Origin of the sequence: Streptomyces sp. NPDC002896, from assembly GCF_040295225.1 — a bacterium.
GTDB lineage: Bacteria > Actinomycetota > Actinomycetes > Streptomycetales > Streptomycetaceae > Streptomyces.
Genome location: NZ_JBEOVA010000025.1, coordinates 92,940 through 108,075 on the forward strand (window position 1 = coordinate 92,940; position 15,136 = coordinate 108,075).

General features: G+C 71.9%; 14 protein-coding genes. 2 read left to right on the forward strand and 12 right to left on the reverse strand.

Annotated features, from left to right (window positions below; genetic code table 11):
• Positions 1-6 precede the first annotated feature (6 nt).
• Together ABT009_RS34560 and ABT009_RS34565 are read left to right on the forward strand one after the other, a co-directional pair.
• Positions 7-963: an LLM class F420-dependent oxidoreductase gene (locus tag ABT009_RS34560; RefSeq protein WP_351304167.1), complete on the forward strand. Its 957-nt coding sequence runs from the start codon at positions 7-9 to the stop codon at positions 961-963.
• Complete coding sequence (locus tag ABT009_RS34565; protein WP_351304171.1) at positions 960-2,069, forward strand: CaiB/BaiF CoA transferase family protein; 1,110 nt, start codon at positions 960-962, stop codon at positions 2,067-2,069. Before ABT009_RS34560 ends, ABT009_RS34565 begins: the two co-directional genes overlap by 4 nt.
• A gap of 30 nt (positions 2,070-2,099) precedes the next feature.
• On the opposite strand, the gene ABT009_RS34570 is transcribed toward ABT009_RS34565, so the two are convergent.
• From ABT009_RS34570 to ABT009_RS34625, 12 genes are all read right to left on the reverse strand, one after another.
• Complete coding sequence (locus tag ABT009_RS34570) at positions 2,100-2,861, reverse strand: SDR family NAD(P)-dependent oxidoreductase (RefSeq protein WP_351304174.1); 762 nt, start codon at positions 2,859-2,861, stop codon at positions 2,100-2,102.
• 57 nt (positions 2,862-2,918) lie between these two features.
• Positions 2,919-3,689 carry an SDR family NAD(P)-dependent oxidoreductase gene (locus tag ABT009_RS34575; protein ID WP_502990020.1) on the reverse strand — a complete coding sequence of 257 codons (771 nt, stop codon included), beginning with the start codon at positions 3,687-3,689 and terminating at the stop codon, positions 2,919-2,921.
• 26 nt (positions 3,690-3,715) lie between these two features.
• On the reverse strand, positions 3,716-4,864 hold the full coding sequence (locus ABT009_RS34580; RefSeq protein WP_351304177.1) for an acyl-CoA dehydrogenase family protein: 1,149 nt from the start codon (positions 4,862-4,864) through the stop codon (positions 3,716-3,718).
• 27 nt (positions 4,865-4,891) lie between these two features.
• Positions 4,892-6,037, reverse strand: coding sequence for a thiolase family protein (locus tag ABT009_RS34585; RefSeq protein ID WP_351304180.1), 1,146 nt, complete (start codon positions 6,035-6,037; stop codon positions 4,892-4,894).
• Positions 6,030-6,860, reverse strand: a complete 831-nt coding sequence (locus ABT009_RS34590) for an enoyl-CoA hydratase/isomerase family protein (protein ID WP_351304183.1) — start codon at positions 6,858-6,860, stop codon at positions 6,030-6,032. The genes ABT009_RS34585 and ABT009_RS34590 overlap by 8 nt, the downstream gene beginning before the upstream one ends.
• Complete coding sequence (locus ABT009_RS34595) at positions 6,857-8,107, reverse strand: CaiB/BaiF CoA transferase family protein (RefSeq protein WP_351304186.1); 1,251 nt, start codon at positions 8,105-8,107, stop codon at positions 6,857-6,859. The genes ABT009_RS34590 and ABT009_RS34595 overlap by 4 nt, the downstream gene beginning before the upstream one ends.
• A 34-nt stretch (positions 8,108-8,141) precedes the next feature.
• Complete coding sequence (locus ABT009_RS34600) at positions 8,142-9,722, reverse strand: FadD3 family acyl-CoA ligase (protein ID WP_351304189.1); 1,581 nt, start codon at positions 9,720-9,722, stop codon at positions 8,142-8,144.
• Positions 9,723-9,778: 56 nt separating this feature from the next.
• Positions 9,779-10,957 carry an acyl-CoA dehydrogenase family protein gene (locus ABT009_RS34605; protein ID WP_351304192.1) on the reverse strand — a complete coding sequence of 393 codons (1,179 nt, stop codon included), beginning with the start codon at positions 10,955-10,957 and terminating at the stop codon, positions 9,779-9,781.
• A 76-nt stretch (positions 10,958-11,033) separates the two neighbouring features.
• Positions 11,034-12,020 (reverse strand): acyl-CoA dehydrogenase family protein, encoded by a 987-nt coding sequence (locus tag ABT009_RS34610; RefSeq protein ID WP_351304195.1) that lies wholly within the window; start codon positions 12,018-12,020, stop codon positions 11,034-11,036.
• Positions 12,021-12,023: 3 nt separating this feature from the next.
• Entirely contained in the window at positions 12,024-12,824 is an 801-nt protein-coding gene (locus tag ABT009_RS34615) for an enoyl-CoA hydratase/isomerase family protein (RefSeq protein WP_351304198.1), read from the reverse strand.
• A gap of 159 nt (positions 12,825-12,983) precedes the next feature.
• A complete protein-coding gene (locus ABT009_RS34620; protein WP_351304201.1) occupies positions 12,984-13,724 on the reverse strand; it encodes a FadR/GntR family transcriptional regulator in 741 nt (246 codons plus the stop codon).
• Positions 13,725-13,941: 217 nt separating this feature from the next.
• Positions 13,942-15,108: an acyl-CoA dehydrogenase family protein gene (locus ABT009_RS34625; protein ID WP_351304203.1), complete on the reverse strand. Its 1,167-nt coding sequence runs from the start codon at positions 15,106-15,108 to the stop codon at positions 13,942-13,944.
• Positions 15,109-15,136 lie beyond the last annotated feature (28 nt).

A 15,136-nucleotide genomic window follows, 5' to 3' on the forward strand; every position in this document is an offset into this window, starting at 1 on the left:
ACTCTTATGCGTATCGGAGTGATGAGCGGCCCCGAGCGGGGCGACAGCGCGCGCAAGGCAGCCCGGATGGTCGACGACGCGACGTGGGCGGAGGAGGCCGGGTTCGACACCGTGTGGGTGCCGCAGGTGCCCACCGACTTCGACGCCCTCACGGCCATCGCCCTCATGGGGACGGCGACGTCGCGGATCGAGATCGGGACGGCGGTCGTCCCCGTCCACGCCCAGCACCCCGTCGCGCTGGCCCGGCAGGCGCTCTCCGTGCACGCGGCGACCGGCGGGCGGCTCGCGCTCGGCGTCGGGGCCTCGCACCACTGGATCGTCCGCGACATGCTGGGCCTGCCGTACGAGCGGCCCGCCGCATACACCCGCGACTACCTGGAGGTGCTCGACTCCGCGCTGAGCGGCACGGGTTCGGTGGACGTGGAGAACGAGACCTTCACCGTGCACAACCCGCTGGGCCTCGCCCCCGTGGCGCCGCTGCCGGTCCTCACGGCCGCGCTCGGCCCGGTGATGCTGCGCATCGCGGGCGAGAGGTCGGACGGCACCGTGCTGTGGATGGCGGACGAGCGGGCGGTGGCCGAGCACGTCGTCCCGCGCATCACCAAGGCCGCCGAGGCCGCGGGCCGCCCCGCACCACGCGTCGTGGCGGGCATCCCGGTCTGCCTGTGCGCACCATCCCAGGTCGACGAGGCACGCGAGCGCGCCAACCGCATCCTCGGCGAAGCCGAGATCTCGCCCAACTACCAGCGGCTGCTGGAGTACGGCGACGCCCGGGACGTGGGCGACCTGTGCGCGGCCGGAGACGAGGCGGCGATCACCGCCCGCTTCAAGCGGTTCGCGGACGCGGGCGTGACGGACCTGTCGGTGCGGCTGCTGCCGATCGGCGAGGGCCGGGACGCGTTGGTCGCCTCCAAGCTGCGCACCCGCGAGGTGGTCGCGGGGATCGCGGCGGAGATCCGGTGATCGGGGCCGGGGAGGCGGGCCGGGGCGGACAGCCGGGGGCAGACCGCTCGAAGGGGGCGGCGGGTGCGGGCCCGCTGGCCGGGCTCCGAGTCCTGGAGGTCGGGCACATCCTCGCGGGTCCCTACGCCACCATGCTCCTCGCCGACCTCGGCGCCGAGGTCACCAAGGTGGAACCGCCCGGCGGAGACCTGTCCCGCCAGGTCTCCGACTCCTACTTCGCCAGCCTCAACCGCGGCAAACGCTCGGTCCGCCTCGACCTGACGACACCGGCCGGGCAGGACCGCCTGCACACGCTCGTCCGCGAAGCCCACGCGCTGCTGGTGAACCTCAAGCCGTCCGCCATCCGCCGCTTCGGTCTCACCTACGAGGCACTGAAGCCGTACAACGAGCGCCTGGTGTGCGTGGCCCTCACCGGCTGGGGCATGGATGCGGGCGACGAGCCCGCCTTCGACTACGTGGTCCAGGCGGCCACCGGCGTCGCCGCCATGACCGGCGAACCCGACGGCCCGCCCCTCCTCCCCGGCTACTCGTCCGCCGACAACTCCGCGGGCCTGACGGCCGCCCTCGGCCTGCTCGCCCATGTCCACTCCGGACGCGGCGGTCAAGTCGAGGTCAGCCTCCGCGACGTGATGCTCTCCCAGCTCAACTATCGCGCCGCCGCCTGGCTCAACGACGGCACACCGCCCCGGCGGTTGCCGGGCGGCGCGCACTCCTTCTACGTACCGGCCCAGCTCTTCCCCACCGCCGAAGGGCACCTGGCCCTGTTCGTCACCCACGACACCTTCTGGCGCGCCTTTGCTGCCGAGGCGGGTATCGACGAACCCGCCTTCGCGACGATGGCACAGCGGGCCGCCCGCCGCGAGGACGTGGTGGCGGCCGTCACCAAGGCGCTCGCCGCCGACACCGCCGCGGGCTGGGAGGCCCGCTTGCGCCCGCTCCGGATCCCGGCGGCGGCCGTCCGCACCCTCCCCGAGGCGCTTGCCGCGGCCCCCGACGCGGTGGTCGAGGCCGGCGACTTCCGCCTCGTCGGCAGCCCGATCCGGGTTGGGGGCCACGAGCCGTCGTACGGGCCGCCGCCGCGCCTGGGCGAGCACGGCGGCGACTGAGGGTCGGTACGCCGTCCTGACGAGGGCAGATCAGCGCAGAACCGTTCCCCCGTCCACGTTCAGGACCTGGCCGTTGACCCAGCTGCCTTCGTCGGAGAGGAGGAAGGCCACCATGCCGGCGACATCCCCGGGCCGGCCGTGGCGGGTACTGCGCGTGCGGGCGAGCATGGCCTGCAGCATGTCGGCCGGGGCTCCGTCCCGGATCTCGTCAGTCAGGATGAGGCCGGGAGCGACGGCGTTGGCGCGGATGCCCTCCCTGCCCCAGCGCGATGCGACGTGGCGGGTGAGTGCGTTGATGCCGGCCTTGGTCGCGGAGTAGGCGGGCCGCTTGGCTTCGCCGGTGAAGGCCGCGATAGAGGACGTGTAGACGATGGCCCCGCCTCCCCGGGCGAGGAGCGCGGGGACGGCGTGACGGGTGACCAGCATGTGGCCGCGCAGATTGACGGCGATGAGGCGGTCCCATATGGCGAGGTCGATGTCCACGACGTCGGTGTCCTGGGAGACCGCGCGCATGTCGCCGGCATTGATGTGCACGGCGTCGAGGCCCCCGAAGATCCGCACCGCGGACGAGACCAGGGACGCCACCGAGGCGTCGTCGGAGATGTCGAACTGCACGGCGACCGCCTGGCCGCCGGCGTCGTTGACGGCCGCCGCGGTCTGCTCGGCTCCCGCCAGGTTGAGATCGCCGATCACAACCTTGGCGCCCTCCTGTGCCAGCCGCAGCGCCGAGGCGGCACCGAGCCCGGTGGCGGCGCCGGCGACCAGGACGACCTTGTCCTTCAAACCTTCCATGGTTTCCTCTCCGGAAGCGCTACGCCGAGCACCCCTTGCCGAATGGATTGCGGCACCTCACACGCTGTAGCCGCCATCGACACCAAGGGCCTGCCCGCTGATGAAACCCGCGCGGTCCGAGGCGAGGAACGCGACCGCCTCGGCGATGTCCTGGGCGTCGCCGAAGCGACGCAGCGGGATGTTGCGGCGGGTGACCGCCAGCGCCGCCTCGTCGAGTTCGCCGGAATCGATCAGGCGCCCCGCGATGCCGTCGGTCAGCATGCCTGGTGCGACGCAGTTCACGCGGACGCCGAAGCGGCCCTCCTCGGCGGCCAGCCCCCGGGCGACCGCCTCGACCGCGCCCTTCGCGCCCGATGAGAGTCCGTCGCGGACCGGGAAGCGGCGGGTGGCCACGGTGGTGACGGCGACGATGTTGCCCTGGCTCTCTCGCAGCAACGGCAGCGCGGGGTGGACCAGGTTGAAGAACGCCACCGCATCTGCCTCGAGCTGGGCGCGGTACTGGGCCGGCGTCACCTTGCTCAGATGCACCATCGGCACGTGCGGGCCTGCCGCGTAGACCAGCGTGTGCAGGCCGCCCCGCGCACCGGCCTCACGGATCGCAGCCGCAGCGTCCTCCTCCTCGCTCAAGTCGGCCTGCACATAGCCGACTTGAACGCCTTCCCGTGCCGTATCGGCAGCCAGGTCGTGCGCGGCCGCCTCGCTGCTGCGGTAGGTGAACACCACGTCGCAGCCGCTCCGCGCCAGCGTGCGTACGATCGCCGCGCCGATGCCGCCGGTACCGCCCGCCACCAGCGCAACGCCCTTGCGATCGGCGAAGTCGCCCGTCACATGTGCCTCCTCCACCGGAAAACCCCCTACAGCCCAAGCGACTTGGCGATGATGACCTTCATGACCTCGCTCGTCCCCGCGTAGATACGGGTGATGCGCGCATCCGCGTACAGGCGGGCTATCGGATACTCCCGCATGTAGCCGTAGCCACCGAAGAGCTGCAGGCAGCGGTCCACCGCCCGGGCCTGCATCTCCGTGCAGAACAGCTTCACCTTCGCGGCGTCGGCACCCGAGAGCCTGCCCTCCACCAGTTCGCGGACCGACCGGTCGAGCATCGCCTGCGCCGCCTCTACCTCCGCGGCGACCGCCGCCAGCTCGAACTTCGTGTTCTGGAACGAGGACAGCTCCTTGCCGAACACTGTGCGGTCCTTGACGTACGCGACCGTCGTGTCCAGCGCCGCCTGCGCCTGTGCCACCGACCCCACCGCGACGGTCATGCGTTCCTGGGGGAGGTTGTGGCCGAGGTAGGAGAAGGCCTCGCCCTCCTCGCCCAGCCGGTTCGTCACCGGCACCCGCACGTCGTCGAAGGCGAGCTCGACGGTGTCCTGCACCTTGATGCCGATCTTGTCGAGGACACGGCCCCGGCTGAAGCCGGGCATGCCGTCCTCCACGACCAGCAGAGTCAGCCCCGCCCTGCGGTCGTCCGGGTCGTGCGACGTCCGCGCCACCACGATCACCAGGTCGGCCAGGAGCCCGCCCGTGATGAAGGTCTTGGCCCCGTTCACGACGTAGCAGTCGCCGTCGCGTACCGCCGTGGTGCGGATGCCCGCGAGGTCCGATCCGGTGCCGGGCTCGGTCATGGCGATGGCGGTCAGCAGCGTGCCGGCGGCCAGGCCGGGGAACCAGCGCTCGCGCTGTTCCTTGTCCGCGTACGCGAGGAAGTACGGCAGGATGACGTCGAGTTGGGTGCGGACGGTGCCGAGGGTGACCAGCTGGCGCGCCGCCTCCTCCTGCAGGACGACGTTGTATCGGTAGTCGTCGAGCCCCGCTCCGCCGTACTCCTCCGGGATGGCCAGGCCCATCACCCCGAGGGAGCCGAGCTGCTCGAAGACCTCGCGCGGCAGGCGTCCGGCCTTCTCCCAGTCCTCGTAGTGCGGTACCACCTCGCGGGCGATGAAGTCCCGTACGAGTCCCCGGAACGCCTCGTGGTCGGCGGTGAAGATGTCCCGCTGCACCCGTGCCCCTCTCTCCCTGTGGCTTCGTCAGGACGCCAGCTCGACGAGCGTGGCGTTGGCCGTGCCGCCGCCCTCGCACATGGTCTGCAGGCCGTAGCGGATTCCGTGCGCGCGCATGTGGTGGATCATCCGCGTCATGAGGACCGCGCCGGACGCGCCGAGGGGGTGCCCGAGCGCGATCGCCCCGCCCAGCGGGTTGACCAGCGCCGGGTCCGCGCCCGTCTCCGCGAGCCAGGCCAGCGGGATCGGTGCGAACGCCTCGTTCACCTCGAACACCCCGACCTCGTCCAGGCCGACGCCCGCCTTGCGCAGCACCTTCTCGGTCGCTGGAATCGGCCCGGTCAGCATCAGCACGGGGTCGGCGCCGGCGACCGCGCCCGCCCGGTAGCGCACCAGCGGCGTGAGGCCCAGCTCGCGTGCCTTCTCCGGCGTGGTGACCAGGAGCGCCGCGGCGCCGTCGGAGATCTGCGAGGCGTTGCCCGCGTGGATCACCCCGTCCTCCTGGAAGGACGGCTTCAGCTGGGCCAGTGTCGCCGCGCTGGTGCCGCGCCGCACTCCTTCGTCGGCCGTCACCTTCGCCCCGTCGACCGGCACCGGGACGATCTCGGCGTCGAACGCCCCCGCGTCCTGCGCGGCGGAGGCACGCTCGTGGGAGAGGGCCGCGAACTCGTCGAGGCGGGTGCGGTCGAAGCCCCACTTGCGGGCGATCTTCTCGGCTGAGATCCCCTGGTTGAAGGAGAAGCCGTCATAGCGGGCCAGCACACGCGGCCCGTACGGCATCCCGCTCGCCCTCGCGGCGCCGAGCGGGACGCGGCTCATCGTCTCCACGCCGCCCGCCACCACCACCTCGTACTGCCCGGACAGCACAGCCTGGGCGGCGAAGTCCAGGGCCTGCTGGCTCGATCCGCAGGCCCGGTTGACGGTCGTGCCCGGCACGCTGTCGGGCCAGCCGGCGGCGAGTACCGCGTACCGCCCGATGTTGCTCGACTGGTCCCCGACCTGCGAGACGCAGCCCCAGACCACGTCGTCGACGACGGCCGGGTCGATGCCGGTCCGTGCCACCAGCGCGTTCAGCACCAGTGCCGAAAGGTCCGCGGGGTGCACCCCGGCCAGACCGCCGTTCCGCTTCCCCACCGGGGTGCGGAGCGCCTCCACCACAACCGCCTCACGCATCGCTGCCTCCTCGTCGGGCACGGTCGCCGACGGGTACCGCCCAGGCTCCCGTGAATTTCGGTTCGCGCCGGTCGGCGTAGGCGGCGTACGCCTCCGCCACGTCACATGTCGCGAAGTTGACGGCCTGGGCTCGCGCCTCGGCGGCCAGCGCGTCCCGCAGCGTGCGGTCCGCGCCCTCGTTGAGCAGGGCCTTGTTCTGCGCCAGGGCCACCGGTGCCCCGCTCGCCAGGCGGGCGCACACGCCGTCCGTGAAGGCGTCCACCTCGTCGTCCGGCACCACCCAGGTCACCAGGTTCAGGGCGCGGGCCTGTTCGGCGTCGAGCGTCTCGGCGAGCAGTGCGAGCCGCTTGGCCTGCTGCAGGCCCACGAGTTTGGGCAGCAGCCAGGAGCCGCCCAGGTCCAGGGAGAGCCCGCGCCGCGCGAAGATCTGCGAGAACCGCGCGCCGGGAGTGGCCACCACCAGGTCGCAGCCGAGCGCCAGATTCCACCCGGCGCCGACCGCCACGCCGGTCACCTTCGCCACGGTGGGCACGGGCAGTTCGTGCAGCAGCAGGGCGACCTCGCTCAGCGCCCGCATCCGGTACGTGGGGTGCTCGGTGCGCAGGCCGCCCGATATGTCGGCGCCCGAGCAGAACGCCCCGCCCGCCCCCGTCACCACCAGGACTCGTACGTCGCGGTCGTTCCCCGCCGCGGTCAGGGCGTCGCGCAGCGCCCGCCACAGCTCATCGTCGATCGCGTTCCGGCGGTTCGGCCGGTTCAGGGTGAGGGTGCGCACGCCGTCGCTGTCGTGGGTCAGCAGCACCGGCTCCTCGCTCACAGTCACCGCGGCTGCCCTCCGAGCACTCCGGAGGCGCGCAGCTCGGCGATCTCGGCTTCGTCCAGGCCGAGTTCGGTAAGGACGGCCTCCGTATGGCTGCCGAGTTCCGGGACCGCGCCCATCGGCGGCTCGTAGCCGGGCAGCACCGGGGGCGGCAGCAGCGCGGGCGTCGGCCCGCCCGGTGTGGCGATCTCGCGCCAGCGGTCGCGGGCTGCCAGTTGCGGGTGGTCGAGCACCTCGCTCGGGGTGTTGAGCTTGGCGTTGCCGATGCCTGCGGCGTCCGCCGCGGCCTGGATGGCCGTCAGCGTCCGCCCTGCGCACCACCCCGCGATCTCCCGGTCCAGCAGCTCCCGCCGGCCGACCCGGTCGGCAGTCGTACGCAGCCGCTCGTCGTCCGCCAGGTCAGGGCGCTCCAGCAGCTCGCGGGCGAAGCGCTGCCACTCGCGGTCGTTGGTGGTGCCCAGCACCACGGTGTGCCCGTCGGCTGTCCGGTATGCCCCGTACGGCGCGACCGCCGGGGAGCCCATGCCGACCGGCTGCTGGTCGACGCCGGTGTGCCGGGTGTACGTCAGCGGGTAGCCCATCAGCTCGGCCATGGTGTCGAACATGCTCACCGAGGCCGTGGCGGGGGAGCGGCGACGTCCCCGCGCGCGCTCGTGCAGCAGTGCCACGACGGACAGTGCCGCGTAGAGGCCGGTGCAGACGTCCGCCGCTGGCGGCCCTGGCTTGGCCGGTGCGCCGGGCAGCCCGGTGATCGCGCAGGCGCCGGACTCGGCCTGGACCAGCAGGTCGTAGGCCCGTTTGTGGGAGAGGGGGCCGCCCGGTCCGTAGCCGTCGATGTCAACGCAGATCAGCTTCGGGTGACGTACTGTCAGGTCGGCGGAGGAGAGTCCGAGTTTGGCCGCGGCGCCGGGTGCGAGGTTCGAGACGAACACGTCGGCGCGGTCCAGCAGCCGGTGGAGCACCTCCGTACCGGCGGCCGACTTCAGGTCCAGGGTCACCGACTCCTTGCCCCGGTTCACCCACACGAAGTGCGCGGCCAGGCCGTGAACCGCGTCGTCGTAGTACCGGGTGAAGTCACCGCCGTGCGGGCTCTCGACCTTGATGACCCGCGCGCCGAGATCGCCCAGCGTCCGGGTGCACATTGGGGCCGAGACCGCCTGCTCCAGTGAGACCACGGTGATCCCCGACAGCGGTCCGGCCGAGGAGTCGGCCGCGGAGTCCTCCGTAGCGCCGTCCTGCGTGCTCGTCACGCTCTATCTCCCTCCCAGGTGCGCGAGCCCGCGCTCAGTCGTTGGCGAACCGTGCCCGCAGCTGGTCCTTGAGCACCTTCTGGCTGGCGTTGCGCGGCAGTTCGCCGACGATGCGGACGTGCCGCGGCACCTTGAAGTTGGCCATGTGGGCGCGCGCCCACGCGATGACGTCCGACTCCTCCGCCCGCTGCCCGGGCTTGAGGACCACGAAGGCGCAGCCGACCTCGCCGAGCCGCTCGTCCGGTACGCCGATCACGGCGGCCTGCTGGACCGGTTCGCAGCCGAGCAGCAGCTTCTCGATCTCGGCCGGGTAGGCGTTGAAGCCGCCGACGATGTACATGTCCTTCTTACGGTCGACGATCGACAGGTTGCCGTCCTCGTCGAGCACGCCGATGTCGCCGGTGCGCAACCAGCCGTCCGGGCCGATCGCCGCCGCCGTGGCCTCGGGTTCCTCCCAGTAGCCGCGGGTCACGTTGTAGCCGCGTACCTGGACCTCGCCCGCATCCCCGGCGGGCAGGGCCCGCCCCTGGTCGTCCGCGATCCGCACCTCCACGTCGGGGATGGGGCGTCCGGTGGTGCGGGCCACCGTCGGGGCGTCGTCCCCGATCCGGGTCGTCGTCACCAGGGCGGACGACTCGGTGAGCCCGTAGGCGCTCATCACGATGTCGAAGGACAGGTCGTCCTTCATGGCGTGGATGAGCTGCTCCGGGATGGTGGTGCCGCCCGTCATCGATACTCGCAGCGAGGACACGTCGTGCGCGCGCCTGCGCGGATGGTTGATCAGGTCCTGGAAGATCGTCGGCGGCCCGAGCAGGATGCTGACCTTCTCCCTGCTGATCAGCTCCAGCGCCTGGCCCGCGTCGAAGAGCCGCATGGGGATCACGGTGACGCCGTGGATCAGCGAGGCCAGCCAGCCCGCCTTGTAGCCGAAGCAGTGGAAGAACGGCGGGATCACCAGGAATGTGTCGGAGTCGGTGAACGTGTACTCCTCGGACATCCAGCCGTAGGCGCGCAGCGACTGGCCGTGGGTGAGGATCACGCCCTTGGGGTGGCCGGTGGTCCCGGACGTGAACATCACGTCGGAGATGTCGTCGGGTGTCAGGCGGGCGACGGCGGCGTTCGCCTCGGCGTCGGGCACGCTCTCGCCCCGGTCGAGAAAGCCCGGCCAGTCCAGGTCCGCCGCCCCCCGCGGGCCGAGGATCGACACGGTGGTGCGCAGCGCGGGCAGGTCCGGATCCTCCTTGAGCAGCTCGGCGATGTAGTCGGTGCCGAGGAAGGACGACGCGAAGAGGGCCTTGGCCTCCGACTTGCGCAGGATGTAGGAGAGTTCGGCCGATTTGAAACGGGTGTTGAGGGGGACGACGATGCCTCCGGCGCCCTGGATGCCGAGCGCGGCGACGATCCACTCCGCGGAGTTGGGGGCGCACAGGCCCACGCGGTCGCCGGGGCCGATGCCGAGTGCGAGCGCCGCCCGGGCGCCGCGCACCATCTGGCGTTCCAGCTCGCGGAAGCTCCAGCGGACGTCTCCGTCGACGAGGGCCGGCGCGTCGCCGAAGCGCTGGGCGGCGCGCCGTATGACGTGCGGGATGCTGACGTACTCCTGGTCGTATCGCATGGTCGGCTCCGATCGGCTGAACGCTGGGGTGCTGCGGTAACGCGAAACGACGGGGGCTATCCCGCCGACGGCAGGCGCAGCAGGCGCTTGGCGATGATGTTCCGCTGGATCTGCGAGGTGCCGCCGTAGACGGAGGCGGCCCGGGAGTAGAGGTACTCGCCGAACACCTCGCCGCCCTCGCGGAACAGCTCCTCCGGGAGCACCTTCAGTGCGGTCTCGTAGAGCCGCTGCTCGGTGCGGGTCATCAGCAGCTTGTCGACGGACGACTCGGGGCCCGCGCCCTGCCCGGCCAGGCGTTCGGCGGTACGGCGGCGGGCGTGGGCGACGAGCACCTGGTAGTCGGCGACGCACCGGCCGACCGCCGAGACCATCCCGTCCGGCAGGTCGTCCCGGCGGTCCTGGAGCGCCTGCCGCAGGCGTTCCAGGAGCAGCCCGTATTTGGAGAGGTGGCCGGTGTCGAGGGCGTTGCGCTCGTAGTTGACGGTGGTCATGGCGAGCGCCCAGCCGTCGCCCTCGGCGCCGATGCGCTCGTCCTCCTCGATCCGCACGTCGTCGAGGAACAGTTCGCAGAACTCATCGTCACCGTTGGCGGCGCGCAGCGGCCGTACGGTGACCCCTTCGCGGTCGAGGGGGAGGACGAAGGCCGAGATGGAGGAGTGGGCGGGTGCGATGGGGGTCCCCCCTGCTCGAGCGGAGCCGAGAGCTTGGGGGAGGTCGGTGCGGGCGAGCAGTAGGCAGTAGTCCGAGTACTGCGCGTAGCTCGTCCACAGCTTCTGGCCGCGCACCGTGTAGTGGCCGTCGCGCGGTTCGGCGTAGGTGCTCATCCCGGCCAGGTCCGAGCCGGCGCCGGGTTCGCTGAAGCCCTGGCACCACACGTCGTCGCCGGACAGCATCCGGGGCAGCAAGCGCAGCCGCTGCTCCTCGGACCCGAACTCCAGCAGCGCGTGGGCGAGATAGCCGATGCGCGGGACGCCGGGGGCGCGGCAGGCGCCCAGCTCGTCGCTGACCGCCACCTGGTGCAGCGCGGTCAGGCCGCGTCCGCCGTAGCACTCGGGTACGTCCAGGCCGACCCAACCACCCGCGTGAAGCTGCCGGTGCCAGCGGTGCAGGAACACCGCCGCCGGCTCGTCCGGCAGCCGCTCAGGCAGCGGGTTCGCGGCCAGCCAGGCGCGGAACTCACGGCGCAGCTGCTCGAGGTCGGCCGGGTCGCCGAAGTCCAGCGGGTCGTCGGTCACGGCGCCTCCTCGGGAGGTCGTGTCTGCTCGGGAGGTCATGTCTGGTGTCGTCCGGCGGCACGGTTGCCCGGGCGAGTCATGCCTGCGCCGGCGCGGCGAGTACGGGCAGCAGGTCCGCGGAACGGGCCAGCACGGTGGCGCCGAGCAGGACCCGGCGCAGATACAGGTGGGCGGTGTGCTCCCAGGTCTGCGCGATCCCGCCGAACACCTGCATCCCGGTGTAGACCGCCTCGACGGCCGACTCGTTCGCCTCGGCCTTCGCCACGCGGGCGGCGGCGAGGGCGGCTTCGGGGGACGCGTGGTCGAGGCACCAGGCCGCGTACCGGACGGCGCTCGTGCAGGCCTCCACGGCGACGGTGGCGTCGGCGAGCAGGTGCTGCACTGCCTGGAAGGAGCCGATGGCCCGCCCGTACTGGGTCCGTTCCCGGGCGTAGTCCGTGCTCTGCGCGAGGAACGAGCGAGCCGCGCCCACCAGTTCGCTGGTGACCATCACGAGCGCCCACGCCTGCCAGTACTGCCGCCGTTCGGCGTCGAGTCGCCCGAGGACGGTGGGAGGGGCGTCGGAGCGCAGGGCGCGGACGGTCCGCAGCGAGTCGGTGGTCGGGGTGGGGACGCCAAGGCCGGACCAGCGCACAGTGCCGTCGTCCGCAACCCACAACGCCCCGTCGGCGCCCTGACAGTCCCAGCCCACCAGGTCCGCACCGTCCGTGGTGCCACAGCCCGCGAACCGCAGGTCGCGTGCGAGCGCCACGGTCGGCACACCCTCGTACGCCACCGGGCCGCCGTCGGCTTCCAATAGCCGCAGCAGCTCCGGGGCCAGCAGCACGGTCCCGAGGAAGGACGTGGCCAGCGGATACCGGCCGTGTTCCTCGGCGAGCAGCGCGCACTCCTGCGCGGTGGCCGACGGCGGTGTGGACGCACGCAGTTCGGCCAGGCCGAGCGCGTCGAGCGCCTGCTGCGCGGCCGCCCGGTCGGCGGGCTTCGCCTCAGCCGAAGCACACCGGTACCGCGCGGCGAAGGCCCGCAGCGCCTCGCGTACCAGCCGGAACTCCTCCGCCTCCACGCTCTACGCCTCCTGGGTCTCGGACGCGCGGCTCCTGGCACCGGACGCCAGCTTGCTGACGATCTGCAGGTATTCGGGGCTCGCCATCGTGGACTGCTCGGCCATCAGCGCCGCCTCCATGCCGCCGCGGGACACCTGCTCCACGACCACGGCGAGCGCCGCCTTCGTGGCGCGCAGCGCCTGGGCGGGCTGGGCGGCCAGCCGGTGCGCCAGCGCCAGCGCCTCGCCCTCGAGCTCGGCGGCGGGGACGACACGGTTGGCCAGGCCCAGCTCGACGGCCTTGGCGGCGGGTATGCGGTCGCCGGTGAACAGGTACTCCTTGGCCCGCAGAAGGCTGGTGAGCAGTGGCCACAGGGTGACGCCGCCATCGCCCGCCACCAGGCCGACCGACACATGCGGGTCGGCGAGGTAGGCATCGTCCGCCATCAGCACGAGATCGCAGCCGAGCGCGAGGCTGCAACCAAGGCCCACCGCTGGTCCGTTCACGGCCGCGACGACCGGCAGCGGGAAGCGGATCATCTCTGTCTGGATCGCCCGGTCCAGTCGAATGGAGCGTTCCCGCAGCGCGGGGTCGCTGTGGTGGCGCAGCAGGTGGCCGAAGTCGCCACCGGCGCTGAAGGCGCGGCCGGCGCCGGTCAGCACCACGGCGCGGGCCGCGTCGTCGGCGGCGAGCTCACGCCACACCTCCGCAAGGCGGCGGTGGAGCTCTTCGGACACGCCGTTCAGCTGGTCTGGTCGGTTGAGCGTGACGATGCGGACGTCGTCGTCCGCGGTCACGGTCAGGACGGAGCTTCCCTCGCCCATGAGACCCCATCTCCGGAAGTCGTGAGTCGGCTGTGCGGCCACCGCAACCTCAGCTCACGCTAAAGGCCAGCCAGAATGGGTGTCAACGACCTTACGCATTTTCGTAAACGTGATTCTCGCATGCGTTGGGGGCACCTGGGGCAGTGCTCCCGTGCGAGTTCAGTCGGCCTCGGATGCGGACGGCTCATCCCGGGTGGCGGCGAGATCGAGGCTCGCCCGTGAGTCGACCCGCGCCGCTGCCCGTGCGAAGCCGCAGACGTGGCGCTCCATGCGCCGCCTCGCCGCGGCCGGGTCGCCGTCCCGGATGGCCTTCGCGATGCTCGCGTGGGCGCGCGCGGTGACGTCGCGGATCTCCGCGTCCATGAACTGCTCGATGTCGGTCGCGGCGTAGATCGACTGCGACAGGGCGCTCATGAACCCGATGAGCAGCTCGTTCCCCGAGGCCCGCGCCACCGCCGTGTGCCAGCGCACGTTGGCGCGCAGGAACCGCGGGATGTCCTCGCCCGCCTCGACCAGTTCCGTGTGCGCCGCGTCCAGCTCCGCGAGGTCGTGGTCCGTGCGCCTGCCGGCCGCCAGCGCGGCGCACGCGGGCTCCATGGCCTCGCGGGTCTCGTGCAGGGCGTCCAGCCGGATCTGCTGACCGCGTATCACCAACTGAACGGTGTTCGCGAGCGATTGGTGGTCGGGGCGGTGCACGAAGGCCCCGCCACCCCGGCCCGGCCTGATGCGCAGCAGCCGCTCCACTTCCAGGATGCGCAGGGCCTCCCGGACGGTGGCGCGGCTCAGCCCGGTCTGCTCCACGAGCTGCCGCTCCGGCGGCAGTGGCATCCCCTCCGGGAACTCGCCGGACAGGATCCGCTCGCGTACCTCCGCGGCCAGCACGTCGGACGCCTTCGGCACGCTCAGGGCACCGAAGCGCGCTGTCGAACGGTCTGGCGTGCCACGTCCTGCGGGTGCCGGGGAGGGGGGCTCGGCGCTGTGCACGGTTCAAGCCTTTCGGGTTCGTCGCGGCCGCGGTCCTGCGGGCCTCGTCCGCGGACGCGGGCCGCGGACCAGGTCCGGGATTTCGGGCCGAACCATTGAACAACGCGGGCACACGGCGAGGGTGGTCCGCCCGTCAGTAGCTCCTCGGCATGCCCAGCGTGTGCGACCCCAGGTAGTTCAGGACCATCTCCTGGCTGATCGGTGCGATCTTGAGCAGCCGGGCCTCCCGGAAGTACCGCGCGACGGCGTACTCCTCGGCGTAGCCCATGCCGCCGTGGGTCTGCAGCGCCCGGTCGGCGGCGGTGAAACCGGCGTCCGCACACAGGTACTTGGCGGTGTTCGCCTCGCGCCCGCACGGCTGCCCGTTGTCGTAGAGCCAGGTGGCCTTCCGCAGTACCAGCTCGGCTGCGTCCAGCCGGGCCAGCGAGTCGGCGAGCGGGAACTGGATTCCCTGGTTCATGCCGATCGGCCGGCCGAACACCTCACGCTCACTGCCGTACTTGACCGCCCGGTCGAGCGCCACCCGGCCGAGCCCCAGCGCCTCGGCGGCGATCAGCATCCGTTCGGGGTTCAGGCCGTCGAGGAGATAGCGGAAGCCTTCGCCCTCCTCGCCGACCCGGTCCTCGACGGGCACCCTGAGTCCGTCGATGAACAGCTCGTTCGAAGTGACCGCGTTCCGGCCCATCTTGGGGATCGGACGGATGTCGACACGGCTGCGGTCCAGGTCGGTCAGGAACAGCGTCATGCCGTCCGTCTTCCTCGCCACATCCCCGAGCCGGGACGTGCGCGTGAGCAGCAGGATCTTCTCCGACTCCATGGCCTTCGAGATCCAGACCTTGCGCCCGTCCACCACGTAGTGGTCGCCCTCGCGGCGTGCGAACGTGGTGATGCGCGACGTGTCCAGGCCCGCGCCCGGTTCGGTCACGCCGAAGCAGACGTGCAGGTCGCCGGTGGCTATCCGGGGCAGGGTACGGCGCTTCAGTTCCTCCGAGCCGTGCACCACCACGGGGTGCATGCCGAAGATGGACAGATGGATCGAGCTCGCGGCGTTCATGCCGCCGCCCGATCGCGCGACCTCTTCGAGCAGCAGGGTCGCCTCGGTGATGCCGAGGCCGTGTCCCCCGTACTCCTCGGGAATGGTCAGCCCCAGCCAGCCGCCGCCCGCGACGGCGGCGTAGAACTCGGCGGGGAACTCGTGGTCCCGGTCCTTCTGCATCCAGTAGTGGTCGTCGAATTCGCGGACGAGTCCGGCGACGGCCTTGCGGATCGTTTCCTGGTCTTCGGTGAGTTGAAAGTCCACGGTACGCAACCTCCGCAGCCTGGGGGTA